This window comes from Streptomyces sp. ID05-39B, from assembly GCF_033794725.1.
In the GTDB taxonomy this organism is placed as follows: Bacteria; Actinomycetota; Actinomycetes; order Streptomycetales; family Streptomycetaceae; genus Streptomyces; species Streptomyces bobili.
In genome coordinates this window covers 1-13833 of the sequence record NZ_JARGEF010000010.1, presented here as the reverse complement: position 1 = coordinate 13833, position 13833 = coordinate 1, and the positions used below count along the sequence as shown (strand labels likewise).

The 13833-nt window shown below is 69.1% G+C and carries 12 protein-coding genes and 4 pseudogenes; 9 read left to right on the top strand and 7 right to left on the bottom strand.

Translation table 11 applies throughout. The annotated features are described in order from the left end of the window. Positions 1-24: 24 nt before the first annotated feature. Positions 25-426 carry an S-adenosylmethionine decarboxylase gene (locus tag P1P75_RS04475; protein ID WP_319252047.1) on the bottom strand — a complete coding sequence of 134 codons (402 nt, stop codon included), beginning with the start codon at positions 424-426 and terminating at the stop codon, positions 25-27. Positions 427-702: 276 nt separating this feature from the next. On the opposite strand from P1P75_RS04475, the gene P1P75_RS04470 reads away from it, so the two are divergent. From P1P75_RS04470 to P1P75_RS04460, 3 genes and pseudogenes are all read left to right on the top strand, one after another. Next, positions 703-1716: a BtrH N-terminal domain-containing protein gene (locus P1P75_RS04470; protein WP_319252045.1), complete on the top strand. Its 1014-nt coding sequence runs from the start codon at positions 703-705 to the stop codon at positions 1714-1716. Positions 1717-1718: 2 nt separating this feature from the next. Beyond that, positions 1719-2042 (top strand): acyl carrier protein, encoded by a 324-nt coding sequence (locus P1P75_RS04465; RefSeq protein ID WP_319252043.1) that lies wholly within the window; start codon positions 1719-1721, stop codon positions 2040-2042. 133 nt (positions 2043-2175) lie between these two features. After that, positions 2176-2340 (top strand): annotated as a pseudogene (locus P1P75_RS04460) (IS5/IS1182 family transposase); the annotation flags it as partial. 50 nt (positions 2341-2390) lie between these two features. Here P1P75_RS04460 and P1P75_RS04455 read toward each other — a convergent pair. Next, a complete protein-coding gene (locus tag P1P75_RS04455) occupies positions 2391-3017 on the bottom strand; it encodes an NAD(P)-binding domain-containing protein (RefSeq protein WP_319252041.1) in 627 nt (208 codons plus the stop codon). A gap of 367 nt (positions 3018-3384) precedes the next feature. Here P1P75_RS04455 and P1P75_RS04450 point away from each other — a divergent pair, with 367 nt between their 5' ends. Then, entirely contained in the window at positions 3385-4011 is a 627-nt protein-coding gene (locus tag P1P75_RS04450) for a maleylpyruvate isomerase N-terminal domain-containing protein (RefSeq protein ID WP_319252039.1), read from the top strand. On the opposite strand, the pseudogene P1P75_RS04445 reads toward P1P75_RS04450, so the two are convergent. Then, a pseudogene (locus tag P1P75_RS04445) lies at positions 4008-4898 on the bottom strand (IS256 family transposase); the annotation flags it as partial. The gene P1P75_RS04450 and the pseudogene P1P75_RS04445 overlap by 4 nt on opposite strands. Before the next feature lie 44 nt (positions 4899-4942). Further along, positions 4943-5512, bottom strand: a complete 570-nt coding sequence (locus P1P75_RS04440; protein WP_319252037.1) for a GNAT family N-acetyltransferase — start codon at positions 5510-5512, stop codon at positions 4943-4945. A gap of 217 nt (positions 5513-5729) precedes the next feature. Here P1P75_RS04440 and P1P75_RS04435 point away from each other — a divergent pair, with 217 nt between their 5' ends. Next, positions 5730-6209 carry a hypothetical protein gene (locus P1P75_RS04435; protein WP_319252035.1) on the top strand — a complete coding sequence of 160 codons (480 nt, stop codon included), beginning with the start codon at positions 5730-5732 and terminating at the stop codon, positions 6207-6209. A gap of 221 nt (positions 6210-6430) precedes the next feature. On the opposite strand, the pseudogene P1P75_RS04430 reads toward P1P75_RS04435, so the two are convergent. Continuing rightward, a pseudogene (locus P1P75_RS04430) lies at positions 6431-7054 on the bottom strand (IS5 family transposase); the annotation flags it as partial. Between the two features lie 381 nt (positions 7055-7435). Here P1P75_RS04430 and P1P75_RS04425 point away from each other — a divergent pair. Beyond that, the gene (locus P1P75_RS04425) at positions 7436-8230 is read left to right on the top strand and encodes a serine/threonine protein kinase (RefSeq protein WP_319252033.1); all 795 of its coding nucleotides are present in this window, start codon (positions 7436-7438) and stop codon (positions 8228-8230) included. Between the two features lie 32 nt (positions 8231-8262). Further along, positions 8263-9765, top strand: coding sequence for a serine/threonine-protein kinase (locus tag P1P75_RS04420; protein WP_319252031.1), 1503 nt, complete (start codon positions 8263-8265; stop codon positions 9763-9765). Between the two features lie 27 nt (positions 9766-9792). Here the strand turns inward: P1P75_RS04420 and P1P75_RS04415 are convergent, their stop codons facing one another. Both P1P75_RS04415 and P1P75_RS04410 read right to left on the bottom strand, forming a co-directional pair. Further along, on the bottom strand, positions 9793-10941 hold the full coding sequence (locus tag P1P75_RS04415) for a hypothetical protein (protein WP_319252029.1): 1149 nt from the start codon (positions 10939-10941) through the stop codon (positions 9793-9795). Positions 10942-11588: 647 nt separating this feature from the next. Continuing rightward, positions 11589-12023 carry a hypothetical protein gene (locus tag P1P75_RS04410; RefSeq protein ID WP_319252028.1) on the bottom strand — a complete coding sequence of 145 codons (435 nt, stop codon included), beginning with the start codon at positions 12021-12023 and terminating at the stop codon, positions 11589-11591. Between the two features lie 722 nt (positions 12024-12745). Between P1P75_RS04410 and P1P75_RS04405 the strand changes: the two are divergent. Then, positions 12746-13010: pseudogene (locus P1P75_RS04405) on the top strand (hypothetical protein); the annotation flags it as partial. Positions 13011-13349: 339 nt separating this feature from the next. After that, the coding region (locus P1P75_RS04400; protein WP_319252026.1) for a hypothetical protein at positions 13350-13833 on the top strand (484 nt) is incomplete at its 3' end.

The following is a 13833-nucleotide window of genomic DNA, read 5'->3' as shown; positions in this document are numbered from 1 at the left end:
GGTCGGTGGGCGGGTCAGGCCCGGTCAGTGCACCGCGCGCAGCATGCGCGTCACGTTGATCCTCGTGGGCGAGAGGCCCACTTCCACGCTCTGCATCATCCGTTCGCCGTTCAGACGGCCGTAGGCGAGCAGGTCGATGTTGGCGAGGCTGAATTCCGGCCAGGTATGAATACTCAGGTGCGAGGCCGAAAGCAGGAGAATAGCGGTGACGGCACCGTTCGGGAAGATGTGCGAGGCCTCACCGAGCACGGTGGCGTTTCCCTTTTCCGCGGCCGTGCGCAGCACCTTGAGGAGGCGCTGCTCGTCGGTGAGGATGCTGTGGTCGCTCACCCACACGTCGACGGCGTACGAGCACAGTTCGTCGACGTTGATTTCCTCGGCGGAGGGGCTACTGGAATCAGTCATGGGGAACCGGGGGTCGCTCATCGCTCGCCCCGCCTCCTTTCACCTAGATCTGTGCTGGTACACGCGGTCGGAGCGGAAGGCCGGCGAGGCCAAGTGAGGCCAGCTCACGGACGCTTGGTGGCCCGCAGCGTAGCATCCGGGGTGCCCTGGGGATCGCGGTCACCGTGCGTCAGGGGGCACGGAAGACGCAGGGGAAGACGCAGCGGAAGGCATCAGGGAAGGCATAGGGGATTGGCCGGAGCGCTGCGGACGGTGAGGAACGGTGAAGGAGCGAAGTTCTTGGAGCAGGGGGGTTCAATGGACGCGGATTTTTCGGCACTTGACTGTATTTCAGCGACGTTCGGCGTCACGGCGGCCTGGCTCGGCCGCGATCCGAGCGTCCTGGGAGACCACTGGGGATATCACCGCAGGACGGAGGCAGCCGATTCCGAATGGCCCGTGGAGCATCTCGGAATCCACCGACGGACGCCCGAGGAGATCCTGCACGAATGGTGTGGCCTGACCGCCGACCACGTTCACCACGCCGACTCCCGACGGGCCGAGGAATACATCGACGCTCACCTCCTGGACGGCCATCCGGTGATCGCCTGGGTGGACACCTTCCATGTCCCCCACAGCTCCTTCCACCTCCAGCAGCACCATTCACACCGCATCGTGATCCGCCCCGAGGACGGCAACAGCAAGGGAGATTCCGGTTCCGTCCGGATCGTCGACCGCTACCAGGGCTCCCTCTACGACGGCTTCATGGAAAAGAGCACCCTGCTCACCGCAATGGCGTCGGACGCGCTGGGAGAAGCCCGCAGAGGCGACCCCGACTGGCGCAACCGCACAGTGGTCGTGAGAGCCGGCACGTCCGACTTCGGGGAGAGCCAGGCGGCGCAGCAGGGGCGGTTCCGCTCCGCCCTCGCCCGTAACGCGCGCTCCTTTGCCGACGTGGACCTGGTGACCGCATGCGCCGACGAACTGCGCGCCGCCCCGGACGACTTCACCTCGCTCAGCCCCGTGGGCACGATCGAGGTCAGCGCCTGGTTCGGTGAACTGGCCAGCCAACGCGCCCTGAACGCGCGCTTTCTACGGGCGGCCGCCGAAGCCTGTGCGCTTACCTCCCTGCACGATCGGGCCGCCGACGCGGAAGCCCTCTCCCGGCGCTGGGAGATGACCCGGAACTACTTCTTCCTGCGCCTCCGAAAGGGATCCGTCGCAGTACGGCGCATCGCCGACCTCATCACCGAGACGGCGACCCTGGAAAGGGAATGGAACGAGAAGCTGCTGCGGTCTCCCGACGGGACTGAAGCCCCCGCACCCTCTTGATCGTGTACGGACTACCCTGCCCCGTGCGGGGGCACACCGTCCCCCGCAGGCCGCACAGCATCGAGGAGCAGCCCGTGAACGACCTCTCCTACAGCGACTTCGAATCCGCACTCCGCAAGGCACTGCCCTTTCTCGACGACGAGACACCCGTCGACGCGCACGCGAGTCTGACCGAACTGGGCCTGGATTCCCTGACGTTGCTCGGCCTGGTGGCGGAGCTGGAGGACAGGTTCTCGCTGGAACTGCCGGACGAGATGTTGGTCATGGAGACGTTCGCGACGCCGTCGACGCTGTGGAGCGCCCTGTCGGAGGTACCGCGCTCCTGAATCCCCATGCCAACGACGTTGCGGGACCCTGCTCCCCACAGGCGAGGGCGGCCGATACCGTCGGAGCAGACGCCAGTTCCGCCCTGCGGATGCCCGCGGTGAGCGATCAGCCGGCCCTCGCCCACCAGTTCCTGTCTCGAAGTCCGCGGCCGACGGGACTCTCGACCACCTCGCACCGCTGCTGGCAATCTCCCCGGCCCGCCGGCCGCGCACGGACACCCTTCACATCGTCGACGGCACCCTGGTGCCCACCCGCGACCGCACCATCGCGGCCTCGAGCAAGAACTACCGATACTCGGACCCACCTGCAGGTCGTCATCGACGCCGTCCGGCCACATGGACGGCAGACTAGGCAGAGGGGCGGGTGACCACGTTGATGTTGAACGTGTGGGCCCCCAGACCACTCGCGATGCCCATGAAGAGCAAGGCGAAGTGCTCCTGGCCGCGTGCGGTGGTGATGTCGCCCATGTCCAGCTGGGACGACGAGGGCCAACCGAGGTCGGTGAGCAGTCGGCCGGTGGTCCGTTTGGCTTCGGCGTCGTTGCCGGAGAGGAAGACGGTGCTCGGGCCACCCAGACCGTCCGGGGCGATCATCACGGTGGAGTCCATGGTGCACAGCGTCTTGACGACGGGGGTCAGGGGGAAGGCTTCCTGAATCTGTTCGCCCAGGCTGCTGTTGGGATGCGAGAGTTCGGTGAAGTCGTCGGAGAGGCCGACCCCGACATCGATCAGCAGGATACCGGCCAGCGCCGGTGCCCCGATGGAGTGCAGCAGTCCTACAGAGACATTCCCCGGGGTGGCGTTGACGAGTACCTCTGCGTGGGCGGCTGTTTCATTCAGGCTTCCCACTGGGAGACCGAGGTCTGTTCGTTCCTTGGGCTGACGGGAACCGAGGAGCACGTCGTGTCCCGCGGCACTCCAGCCGTGGGCCAGTGCTCGGGCGACGTTGCCGGTGCCAAGTAGTCCTAAGCGCATGGTGGGACGCTAACTGTCGTCGGGGCACGGCGGATCGGACTTCGGGCCCGGATGGACCGGCACCAAAGACGTAGGCCGTGTATCGAGGGGCGGGGAGACCTGACGGGTGAACAGTGGGCAGTGCCGGACCGCTCTTGCCGCCGCAGCCAAGGCTGGGGCGCGCATGTCCAGCCGCGGCGGTAACTGATTGACGGCATACGGTTCCGGGTCCGGACCGGTGGTCCGTGGAGTAATTGTCAAGAGTTGTGGATCGTGCGACTTGTGATTAGGGCCGGTCTGGCGGATCACGCGCGTAGCCAGATGGGGCCGCGGTGGCAATCTCGGACGGCGGATGGCAACGCGGCAGGCCGGCCGCTAGCCTGCCGGTGTGATCTCCGCATTTCTCGACACGGCCGAGGTCGCGTCCCGGCTGCTGCGTTCGCCGGTGCTGGCCGAACGGTGGGAGCAGCCGAGCGCACTGGCCGAGTTCCGGATCAGCGGTCTAGCCGGGCATCTGGCCCGGGCGGTCTTCAACGTCGAGCGTTGGCTGGCCGAGCTGCCACCGGCGGGCGGGACGCCCATCGATGCTGTCGCGTACTTCCTGTCTGGCGCCGGCCCGGCGCCGCATCTGGAGGATGCGGTGCCGCGTCGGATCCGCGAGGTGGGCGAGCAGGAGGCGGCCGGTGGGCCTGCCACCCTGGCAGAGGAGTTTGACGCCGCTCGCGCCCGGCTCGCAGTGCAGTTGCCGACCATGCCGCTCGACCGGCCTGTCGGCGTGTTCGCCCACGTACTGCCGCTCGATCAGTGTCTGCTGACCCGGCTCGTGGAACTTGTTGTCCACCTCGACGACCTTGCCGTCAGCCTGGAGGCACCCTCCCTGTCGGTGCCGGCCGAGGCCACCGACTTGGTCATCGTCTGCCTCACCCGCATGGCCGTGGTTCGTCACGGCGTCCTTCCGGTGATGCGCACCCTCGCCCGCCGCGAACGCGCCACCGATCCGATCGCGGTCTTTTAGGCGGCTGCGGCCTCCGCGCGCTCGACGAGGATGCCGTTTTCGAACGTGGCGCCCGCGCGGACTAAGGCGACGAGGTGGGCTCCGGTGATCGCGCGCCAGCGGGCCTGGGCGGATTCGACGAGCTTGAACACCATCGCGAGGGCCGCGGCCGGGCCGCCGGCGCCGCGGGTGACCTTGGTTCGGAGCTTGACAGTGGAGAAGGTCGACTCGATCGGGTTCGGGGTCCGCAGGTGGATCCAGTGCTCGCCCGGGAAGTCGTAGAAGGCCAGCAGCTCGTCGCGGTCCTCGGTGATCTTCGCGACGGCCTTGGGGAACTTGGCGCCGTAGGTCTTCGCGAACGCCTCGATCGCCTTCTCGGCGTGGCCGCGGTCCTCGGCGTTGTAGATCTCCTGCATCGCCTTCGTCGCGCCCGGCTGTGCGGACTTCGACAGGGCGTTCGTGACATTGCGGGCCTTGTGGACCCAGCACCGCTGGTGGCGGGCAGCCGGGAACACCTCGGCCAGCGCCTTCCACAGGCCCATCGCGCCGTCGCCGACGACCAGCTCGGGATCGCGCATGCCGCGCCTGCGGCAGTCGCGCAGCAGGTCGGCCCACGACTCGGTGGACTCACGCAGGCCCTCGGCCAGCGCGATCAGCTCCCTGGTGCCGTCCAGGCGCACACCCATCAGAACCAGGATGCAGGAGTGCGCCTGTCCGAGCCGGATTTTGGGGTGCACCCCGTCGGCCCACACGTACACGTAGTCGGACTCAGCGAGGCCGCGCTGCTGGAAGGCGGCGTGGTCGTCCTGCCACTGCTTGGTCAGCCGGGTCACGGTGGCTGGCGACAGGCCGACCGTCGAGCCGAGGAACTGCTCCAGCGCGGGCACGAAGTCGCCCGAAGACAGCCCGAACCAGGGACACCCCGAGGCTTCGGCTGCCTGGGGCGTCGGGCTCAACTGCCCGATTGACCGCCGATGTCCGCGGCCAGCGCCGCGTAGATGTACTCGCTGCCCCAGCGATCCCCATCGAGGTCGTTCTCGACCAGGTGCGCCTCCCGACGCATCCCGAGGCGCTCACAGACCCGCACAGACCCGGTGTTCTCCACATCCAGCCGTGCGTAGAGCCGGTGCACGCCCAGCTTGTCGAAGGCAAACCCGGCCAGCGCCACGGCCGCCTCGGTCGCATAGCCGTGCCCCTGGTGACGTGGGTCGAGAGTCCAGCCGATCTCGGCCTGGGCGGCGCGGGCATTGGCCAGGGTGAGCGTCACCTCGCCAAGGACGCCGGGCTCATCGCGTCGGCACACAGCAAGCGCCAGCTTGTCCCCGTCGGCGCACCAAACCGAGTGCGCCGCGCGCTCGGCCGCAACCTGCTCGCTGCGCTCCCGCGTGTGCGCCGGCCGGTACAAGTAGCGCGCCACACTCGGCAGGCTCTGGTAGGCGTACAGGTCGTCGGCGTCGCCTGGAGTGAACAGACGCAGCGACAACCGGGGCGTGGTCATCGGCAGCAGTGAGGCGATGTCCATGCGGACCTCCGGAACGCAGATCTGGATCAAGATGCGGAACTGATCGTCGCACCACGACCGACGGGCAGCCACACCTTTGCAACAGCAGCGCCCGACAGCCCCACTCCACCACGAGGCACGGCATTCCAGGAGTTGTCTACTGACCCACGCTCCTGGTCACAGCCATGCGTGGCGAAAGCGCTGGTGCCAGCGCACCGGTTTCGACAAACTTCGACACATGGACTGGACGCCCCTGCTCTCCACACTGACCGGTGCCGTCATCGGCATCGCAGCCACTCTGATCGCCGACCGCAACCGGTGGCGGCGGGAGGAAGCAAGGCACGCTCTGGCAGTACGGCGCGAGGTCTACACGGAGTATGTTTCTGCCCTCAAAGCCGCGGGTGAGGAGATTCGGGCCGTCGCGCTGGGCGACCACATGTCCGAGTCGGCACGCGATGCGGCGGTGCGGGAAGCCGTGCGCGGCACCGGCATCTACACGGCGAGCGAACGCCTCTGGCTCGTGGGCCCCCCGCAGGTCGTGGAGGCGGGGAACGAAGCGTTCCACCGCCTGCGCGCGATCCGCGACGCCTATGCCCGCGGAGTGGCTGTCGGCTCCGCCGACGACGCGCCCCTGATAGAGCGGCGACGCAACGCTATGGCGCAGATGCGTCGCCTCATGCGTGAGGACCTGGGCATCGGACCCCTCGGAATCGAGTGATGTGTCACCAGCCCTGAGCTCGTCCCAGCCTCGCGAGTGACCGCCACCGTGCTGGTCACAGCCACTCGTTGACGGCTGCGACCAGCACGGTGGCCTCGTAGCGGACGGCGCGCTTGTCGTATCTCGTGGCGACCGCGCGGTGGCGCTCGAGGCGATTGACGCCGCACTCCACCGCGTGGCGCTCTTTGTGGTCGGCCGTGTCGAACTTCGGCGGCCGGCCACCCTGGGGGCCGCGCTTCTTGCGGTTGGCGATCTGGTCGCGCTTCTCCGGGATGGTGCAGCGGATACCGCGTTTGCCCAGATAGGCGCGGTTTGCGGGAGCCGTACGCCTTGTCGGCGCGAACCTTGTCCGGGCGGGTGCGCGGGCGGCCCGGCCCGAGCCGGGGCACCCGGATCCGCTCCAGGACCACCTGGAACCGGGGGAAGTCACCGCGCTGCCCGGCCGTGATCACCAGCGCCATCGGCTTCTGGGCCTGCTCGACCGCCAGGTGGAGCTTGGTCGTCAAGCCCGCCCCGGGAGCGTCCGAGTCCGTGGTCGTCGGGCTCGGTGAAGACACCTCCTGGCGGCTCGACCTGCAGATCCCCCTTCTGCGGGCACCCGCCGCATGCTGGTGAGCGCGGGCGATGGTCGAGTCCACCGAGACGTCCCAGGTGATCAGCCCCTCGGCATCCGCCCGGACCCGCAGTTGCTCGAAGATGCGGTGCCAGGTGCCATCCCGCTGCCAACGCCGGAACAGACCGTAGACCGTCTCCCACGGGCCGTGCCGCTCGGGCACGTCCCGCCACGGAGCACCGGCGCGGGTACGCCAGCGAATGCCGGCTATCAAGTGCCGCTTGGTGTGCACCGGCGGCCGTCCAGGCTTCTTCCCGAGCGGGAGCAGCGTCGTCGACGCCACGAACGTCACCAGGTCGGCGCGAGAGCGGCTCGAGCGCCCGGAACCCAGATGATCGGCCGATCGTCCTAAGAGACGTGCTCCGCACTCTCGTCCCTGGAAGCTGCACGCATGCGGTGCCAAGCGTGGACAACGACGACACCAGTGCGTCTTTTGACCATGTATCGGCCCGACATGGCGGACGATCCAGTGGTGCCTTCACGGCTGGGACGGGGAAGGTGGCGGAGCGGCGACAGCGACCAGGAGACACGCCTTGCCCAGTGCGGAGACCCGGGTCTACGGCAACCGGAATCGCTTCTGCGATGATGGCCACGACATCGGGGGAAGACCGGCATGGAAACGATTATCGTGCAGCCGCCCGGCTCGTCACGGCCGGGTGAAGTCCGCGTGACCGGGAACGAGTTACTGCATATGGGGCCGGGCGACGTGGCGGACTTCGGACGCGGGGTACCCGGCGGCCGGGAGGTCTCCATTGTCCTGTCCGATCCCGGGATCTCCCGGCGTGCGGGGCGTCTGGAGGCAGCCGAGGACTACTGGCGGCTGTCGAACTTCAGCCGCGACACCGCGTATGCGGTCGAGAACCTGGAGGGTGCCGGCGAGTACATCACCGTCGCGCCCGGTCGGCTCGGAGCACCGGTGCCGTTCGAGTTCTCCCGAGTCGTCCTGCCCGCGCTGTCCGGGACCGTCGACTTCAAGGTGTTCGCCCCGCAGCACGCCTATCTGGATGAGCGGTCCTCGCCCGGCGCGGGAGATGCGACCGTGCACCCCTACGCGCTCGATGCGACGGCGAAGTACTTCTTGGTGCTGGTGGCCCTGTGCGAGCCGCGACTGCGCGACCCCTCGGACGGCACGCTGCCGAGCGTGGGGGACATCGCGGAGAGACTCCGCCCGTTGGAGAGCTGTCGCAGGCTGACCCGCTCCGCGGTGAACTACCACATCGACTATCTGACCTTCGCCAAGCTGCGTCTGGACGTCGGCGACGAGCCCGGAGCGGACGGCAACGCCCGCACGGGTGCCAAACGTGCCCGACTCGTCTCGCTCGCCTTGCGCTTCGGCCTGGTGCGTGAGGAGCATCTCGCCCTGTTGCCGTCCCGCAGACGGCCCGTCCTGCACGCGAGCGGTGCGTGAGCACGTCAGGCGCCGAGGGGGGTGCCCTCGGAATGCCTCGGCTGCCGGCGGGTTTCCGGATCGACGGCTGGGAGCTGGACGCCGTCATCGGGTCGGGCGGCTGGGGGACCGTGTACGAGGCCCACGCGCTCGCGGACGGCAAGGTCGCGGCGGTGAAGGTGCTGCCGACCGGTGCCCTGGCGCCCGGTCAGCGGGCCGCGCTCGGTGAACTGGTCGCGCGCGAGGCGCGGTTCAGCGCCGAAGCGGACCATCCGCACCTCGTACGGACGCATGCCGTGTGCACTGTGAACGCGCCGGATCTGCCCGCGCTGGACGGGGCGATCGCGCTCGTCATGGACCGTGCCGAGGGCAGTCTGCGGCAGACACTGGACGCCGCCGGGACCGGCGGACCGATCCCGGACGCCGTGCGGGTCCTGTGCGGCGTCGCCGCCGGGCTCGCCCATATGCACGGCGCCGGCTGGGTGCACGGCGACCTCAAACCCGCCAACGTGCTGCTGGGCCCGGACGGGGCGGTCTGGCTCGCCGACTTCGGCCTGGCCACCGAACTCGAGGGCACCCACGCCTATCTGCCGCCGCTCGGCACGCTCGACCATGTGCCGCCCGAGTGGTGGTCCCAGCGCACCGGAGCCGGCGGGACGGTGGTGCGGCCGACCGCCGACATCTGGGCCTTCGGTGTCCTTGCCCACCAAGTGCTCACCGGTGGCCTGCACCCGTTCCCCGGTGCCACCGCGCGTGCCCGCTCATTCGCCGCGCAGGCTTACGCCCGCGGCACCGCGCCACTGCGCCTGGACGCCGGACTCGACGAGAACTGGCGCCGAGTCATCGGGGACTGTCTGACACCCGACCACGCTGGCCGCCTGCGCCACACCGCCGCGAGCCTCTCCGTCCGGATCGAGCAACTGGGAAGCCCGCGTGGCCGACGCCGGCTGCTGCCGGTCGCCGCCGTGGCACTCGCCGCGGTGTCGGCCGCCATCGCCGGGACCGCGCTGCTCGGGGGCGGCGCAGGCGAGGATGACGACGACCAGGCGCACCACACACCGGTCGTCGTCACCGATGCGCACAGCCCGGCCGCCGGGGAGATCCCGGAGGATTCCGACGTCCCCGAAGCACTGCGGCCGGTCATCGTGAAGGCCGCCCACCGCTGCACCGACGCGGAGGTCACGCCCGCCTTTCTCGCCGCCATGCTCAAGGCGGAGAGCGGTTTCGACGTGAACGCGGCCCGTCCGGCGAGCGAGGAGTACGGCATCGCCATGTGGACGCCGTCGGTGTTCCGGGCCTGGGCGGTCGACGGCGACGGCGACGGCGACAAGGACTACCTATCGCCACCGGACGCGATCTCCACGATGTCGCTGTACGTGTGCTGGCTCGACCAGCAGTTCAAGAAGGCCGACATGCCCGCCGAGAATCTTCCCGCACTGATGGCGGCCGGCTACCGCACGAGCGACCGCACGGTCATCACGGAGGGCGGCGTCCCTGAAGGGGTGCGGCCCCACGTCGAGAAAGTGCTCCGCTACCTCGCCGCCTACGAGCGGTGAGGCAGCGGCGCTGTCGCTAAATACTGTTCAGCAGTCCTTGACGTCCGGCATCTTGTTGTCGGGCGAGTTGATGTAGATGTTGGAGATCCAGCCGTTGTACTGCGGGAGGTACGCCCACCACTCGTTGGTGTAGGGCGGTACGCTGACCTCCTCGCCTCTTGCCTGGCAGCCCACCAACACCTCGACGTCTGCGGGGAGTTGGGTGATCGGCGAGGTGTCCGTGCCGGGGTTGGGGCGGACGTTCACATGATCGCTCCACGTGCCGTACCACCATCCCGCGGGCCGCGCGGCTCCGGGGACGTTCAGGGAGCGGGTCAACCGGCCGATGTCCGTGTATGCCTTCCCGTACGACGTGCCGACGGGGTGCAGCGTGAACACGGCCACGATGAAACGGTCACCGGCGCCGACGGTGCCCGTGCTGTGCAGCGCAGGCCGGGTCAGGTCCACGCCCGCGGCAGCGGCCGGTGCCGGGCTCGCGGTGCCCGTCGCGGTAGCGGTGCGCGGCGGGCCGCAGGTGCCTGTCTCGTACGAGGATCCCGCCCAGCCCTGCTTCACCGCCCAGGGTTTCTCGAACGCCCCGGCGACACCGAAGTGCTGGTCGAACCTGTCCGAGGCGCAGCGGGTGGACTGGCGCAGGTTCCCCATGACGAAGTCGCGCACGGGGCCGGGCGCCGAGTCCAGGAGGTAGCGGTAGATCGTCACCGTGTCGCGAGCGGACAGCGCGGTGTAGCCCCAGTAGCCCTCGTAGCCGGTGGGCGGTGGGGCCGTGTCCTTGAGGCCGAGACGGCTCACCATGCGGGTGATGATCGCCGTGCCGCCGTTGTCCGACCAGTAGCTGTTGGCCGCGTCGTCGTTGCTGCTGCGCAGCATCGGCTCCAGCCATGCCCGGTCGGCTGAGGGCACGGTGTGGTCGGGGCCCCGGTTCCACAGGTAGTCCAGCGCCAGCAGCAGCTTGACGACCGAGGCGGAGCGGAAGCCCGTACTCGAATTGAGCTGCTCGGTGAAGGTACCGGTTCGCCGGTCGAAGACGGCGACCCCGGCGCTGACGCCGGCGGGCACCTCGACGGACGCGGCACGGGGCTGCACGGGCTGCCCAGCCGGGGTGTCGGCGGCGGCGGGACCGGCCGCGCCGCCGATCAGCAGCAGCGCGGCGGCGGCGAGAAGATGGAGCTTCACAGGTAACGCTCCTTTGGGCCGATCAAGTTGAGGAGGGGACATGGGTGTGGCTCGGCTGCGGTCGTCGACCGGGACCTGATGTCTGATCGTGGCCCCAGACGTTGGCACGCCAGTGATACGGGCGTCCTGGAACGAGACAGGCGCATGGGCCCTGCTTCTCGTCGCTGCGGCATCGTCGTCGGAACAGGTCCGGCTCTTCATATGCGCACGACCGGTTTCCCCAGGGCAGGGCCACGCCGAGTTGGCGGGCCGGGCGGTGGAGTTCGTCGCCCGGCACCCTCCGTAACGTCACAGCACACGGCATGCCCGTCTCTGATCTTTGACGGGCGTTGATGACGGAGGCGCCCAGCGGATCGGTGCAGGCCGTGTGCGAGGTCGGGGTGCCGGCCACGTCCCGTGCGCATCGAACGACGACCGCATGTCCGATCGGTTGGAGAAGGCACCGCCAGCTGCCGCCACCTGTGGTGGGGCATTCGTAGCGGCGGATGCGGCCGCGGAGAAGGCCCGGCCGTACACCATCGTCCGGCGCAGCGTGGTCAACCCAGGGTCTCGACCATCTGTACGTCAGGCAGTCGTCACTCCGCAGCCGTCACTGCGAAGGCTCCCGACCCGGACACCACGACGAGCGTGCCCGGGTCGATGTGCCCTCAGCAGATATCGAGGCGATCGAAGCCGTACGTCGCCTCGTCCGGGAAGTTGTAGATGTTCCCGTCCGCGTAGGCGGTGTACACGAGTGTGGACGGACCCCAGAACTGGACTTTGGCTCCGCCAGTCTGGTTGTTGCGGGCAGAGAGCGCGTCGATGAAGTTCGAGAGCGACCGCGTATCGCACTTGTACAGGTGGAAGATGCTGTGCATGCCGTCGCCCTGACCAACCGCCACACAGGCGACTCCAGATGCCAGGGAGCACCAGATCAGCTCACTGTCCCGCTGGGCACCCGACACATCCCGCTTTACCCACTCGCCTGAGAACAGCGGGTAGATCTCGGGTGTCCATGCGGCCGTTCCGGCCGCAACGTTCGGTGCTGCCTGTGCTGGTGCCTGCGCAGCCAGCGGAACGAGGACTGCGGCGATCATCGTCACGACCATTGCAGCCGCCCGGTTTTTGATTGTTCTCAATCGCATTTGCTCTCCCCAGTAGTCGCAACCGAAGCAGCAGCCGTTCCAACGACGGGATGTCGTCGCCGACGCTGCTGGTGTCACCCGACCGGAGCGCTCATTTCTCCTGCTCCAGATGCCGTAGCGTCCAAGAGCTCCCCCGAGTCGGCGCCTCGAAGCGTAGACCGGACCAGGGACGTCGCCACCCTGACAGATGTCTGGGTGCCGACAGAGCCGCCGATGCGGTATGGGTGCGCCCGCCCGCCGGGCACGTGCACCGTCCTTCTTACGGTCCCGACTTTCGGGCAGGCCCCGCCCGGCGCGGGAAACCCTCATCTCCGGCCGCCTCCCATGACGGCCGGACCGCCGCGCACGGGCCCGTGCCGCCGGCCCCCGTCCCCCGCGGGGACCGGCGGCATCCCCTCCCGGTGGCCTTCCACCCAGCGTCCGGTGCGCAGCTCGCCGGAGCGCTGCTCCAGCCACTGCAGCAGTCCCTCATCGACGCGCTGCCCGCCAAGGGGCTGGGACGGATGACAGGGCTCGACGCGGGCCCAGTCGGCGGCGATCTCAACGAGGGTGCTGCTACTGAGTACCAGGAAGGATCATTGGTCCATGCGAGTGACCTGCACCTCTTCCAGGGCGGCCCGGCTTCCCGACGGGCTGAACGGGGCGGATTGTTCGAAGGCGGGCAGCCAGTGCGGCCGGCCGACATCCTCAAGGAGATGTTCTGGCGGCCGGTCGCCCAAAGCCGGTACGGGCCTGTCCTCGCGGAGGAGCACGTGATCGGAACCAATGTCCGCGCCCTCGCCGACCGCGGGGCGCCCCGCGCCCTGATCGACGTGTTCGCCGCTTCTCTCCCGCCGCTGGAGCAATGCCGAGCTCGAGGAGTTCGGCCGCCGCCACGCGCGTGGCCGCTTCGAGCGCGGGGATCTGCAGTCGAACCTCACGGGCGCCGAGTGGACAGACGACGACTCGCGGGTGAGGCGGCGGGCCATAAGGCCGTCATGGCAAGGTGGAGCATAACTTCGGGTGACGTGGACCGCACGCGTGGGACGTGCTGGCGACGCGTGCGGTGCGCCTGGCGCGCGACGTCGGAGCGCTCAACGCACTGCCACGCGGAGTGGGTGAACGCCTCCGAGGGAGGCGCCGGCGCACCGCGGCCTCGCAGGTGTGGAGTTCTTCGTGGCGCGACGAGCGTCCTGCCTGGGCCCATAGGACAGTAGGAATCATGAACCGTCACCGACGCACACCCCGACGGACTCCGTGGATCGCGGGAGGCGCCGTCATCCTCGCCCTCGGTGGTGTCGGCGTATGGGCCTTGGTGACGCAGGAAGGCGACACGCCTCGTCCGAAGCCTTCGTCCTCGACCGACGTGTCCCTGCCGACGCTGAACCCCGTGCCGACCTGGACACCCAAGCCGCAGGCGCCGAGCACGCCACCGCCGACAGCGTCAGAGCCGCGCTCAACCGGGTCGACGTCCGTGGGCTCACGCTCGCCTGCGCCGACGGGGGCGGACCGTACCCATTCGGCCAGACCCTCCGAGAAGCGGTCGGCACCGGCGGACGGAACCCGGCAGCCGAAGCCGTCCGGGCACCAACCGACGTCCCACCGGACAACGGCGAGAGCTACGGCAACGGCGGACGCCTCCGCCGGCCGGCCGCGGGAAGCGACCCCGACGCACACCTGGCCTGCGGCGACCAGCCCCTTGGACCGGCCCCCGCGTCCCCTGACGACACCGGCACCGGTACGGCCGCCGAGGCCGTGGAGCTGGCCGGCCTGGCCGAGAAACGCGGAC

Bases quoted from the DNA above. Each gene is read 5' to 3' on its own strand.
- P1P75_RS04455 (WP_319252041.1), bottom strand. From the start codon at position 3,017: ATGCGCTTAGGACTACTTGGCACCGGCAACGTCGCCCGAGCACTGGCC.
- P1P75_RS04440 (WP_319252037.1), bottom strand. From the start codon at position 5,512: ATGGACATCGCCTCACTGCTGCCGATGACCACGCCCCGGTTGTCGCTG.
- P1P75_RS04475 (WP_319252047.1), bottom strand. From the start codon at position 426: ATGAGCGACCCCCGGTTCCCCATGACTGATTCCAGTAGCCCCTCCGCC.
- P1P75_RS04435 (WP_319252035.1), top strand. From the start codon at position 5,730: ATGGACTGGACGCCCCTGCTCTCCACACTGACCGGTGCCGTCATCGGC.
- P1P75_RS04470 (WP_319252045.1), top strand. From the start codon at position 703: ATGGACGCGGATTTTTCGGCACTTGACTGTATTTCAGCGACGTTCGGC.
- P1P75_RS04425 (WP_319252033.1), top strand. From the start codon at position 7,436: ATGGAAACGATTATCGTGCAGCCGCCCGGCTCGTCACGGCCGGGTGAA.
- P1P75_RS04420 (WP_319252031.1), top strand. From the start codon at position 8,263: ATGCCTCGGCTGCCGGCGGGTTTCCGGATCGACGGCTGGGAGCTGGAC.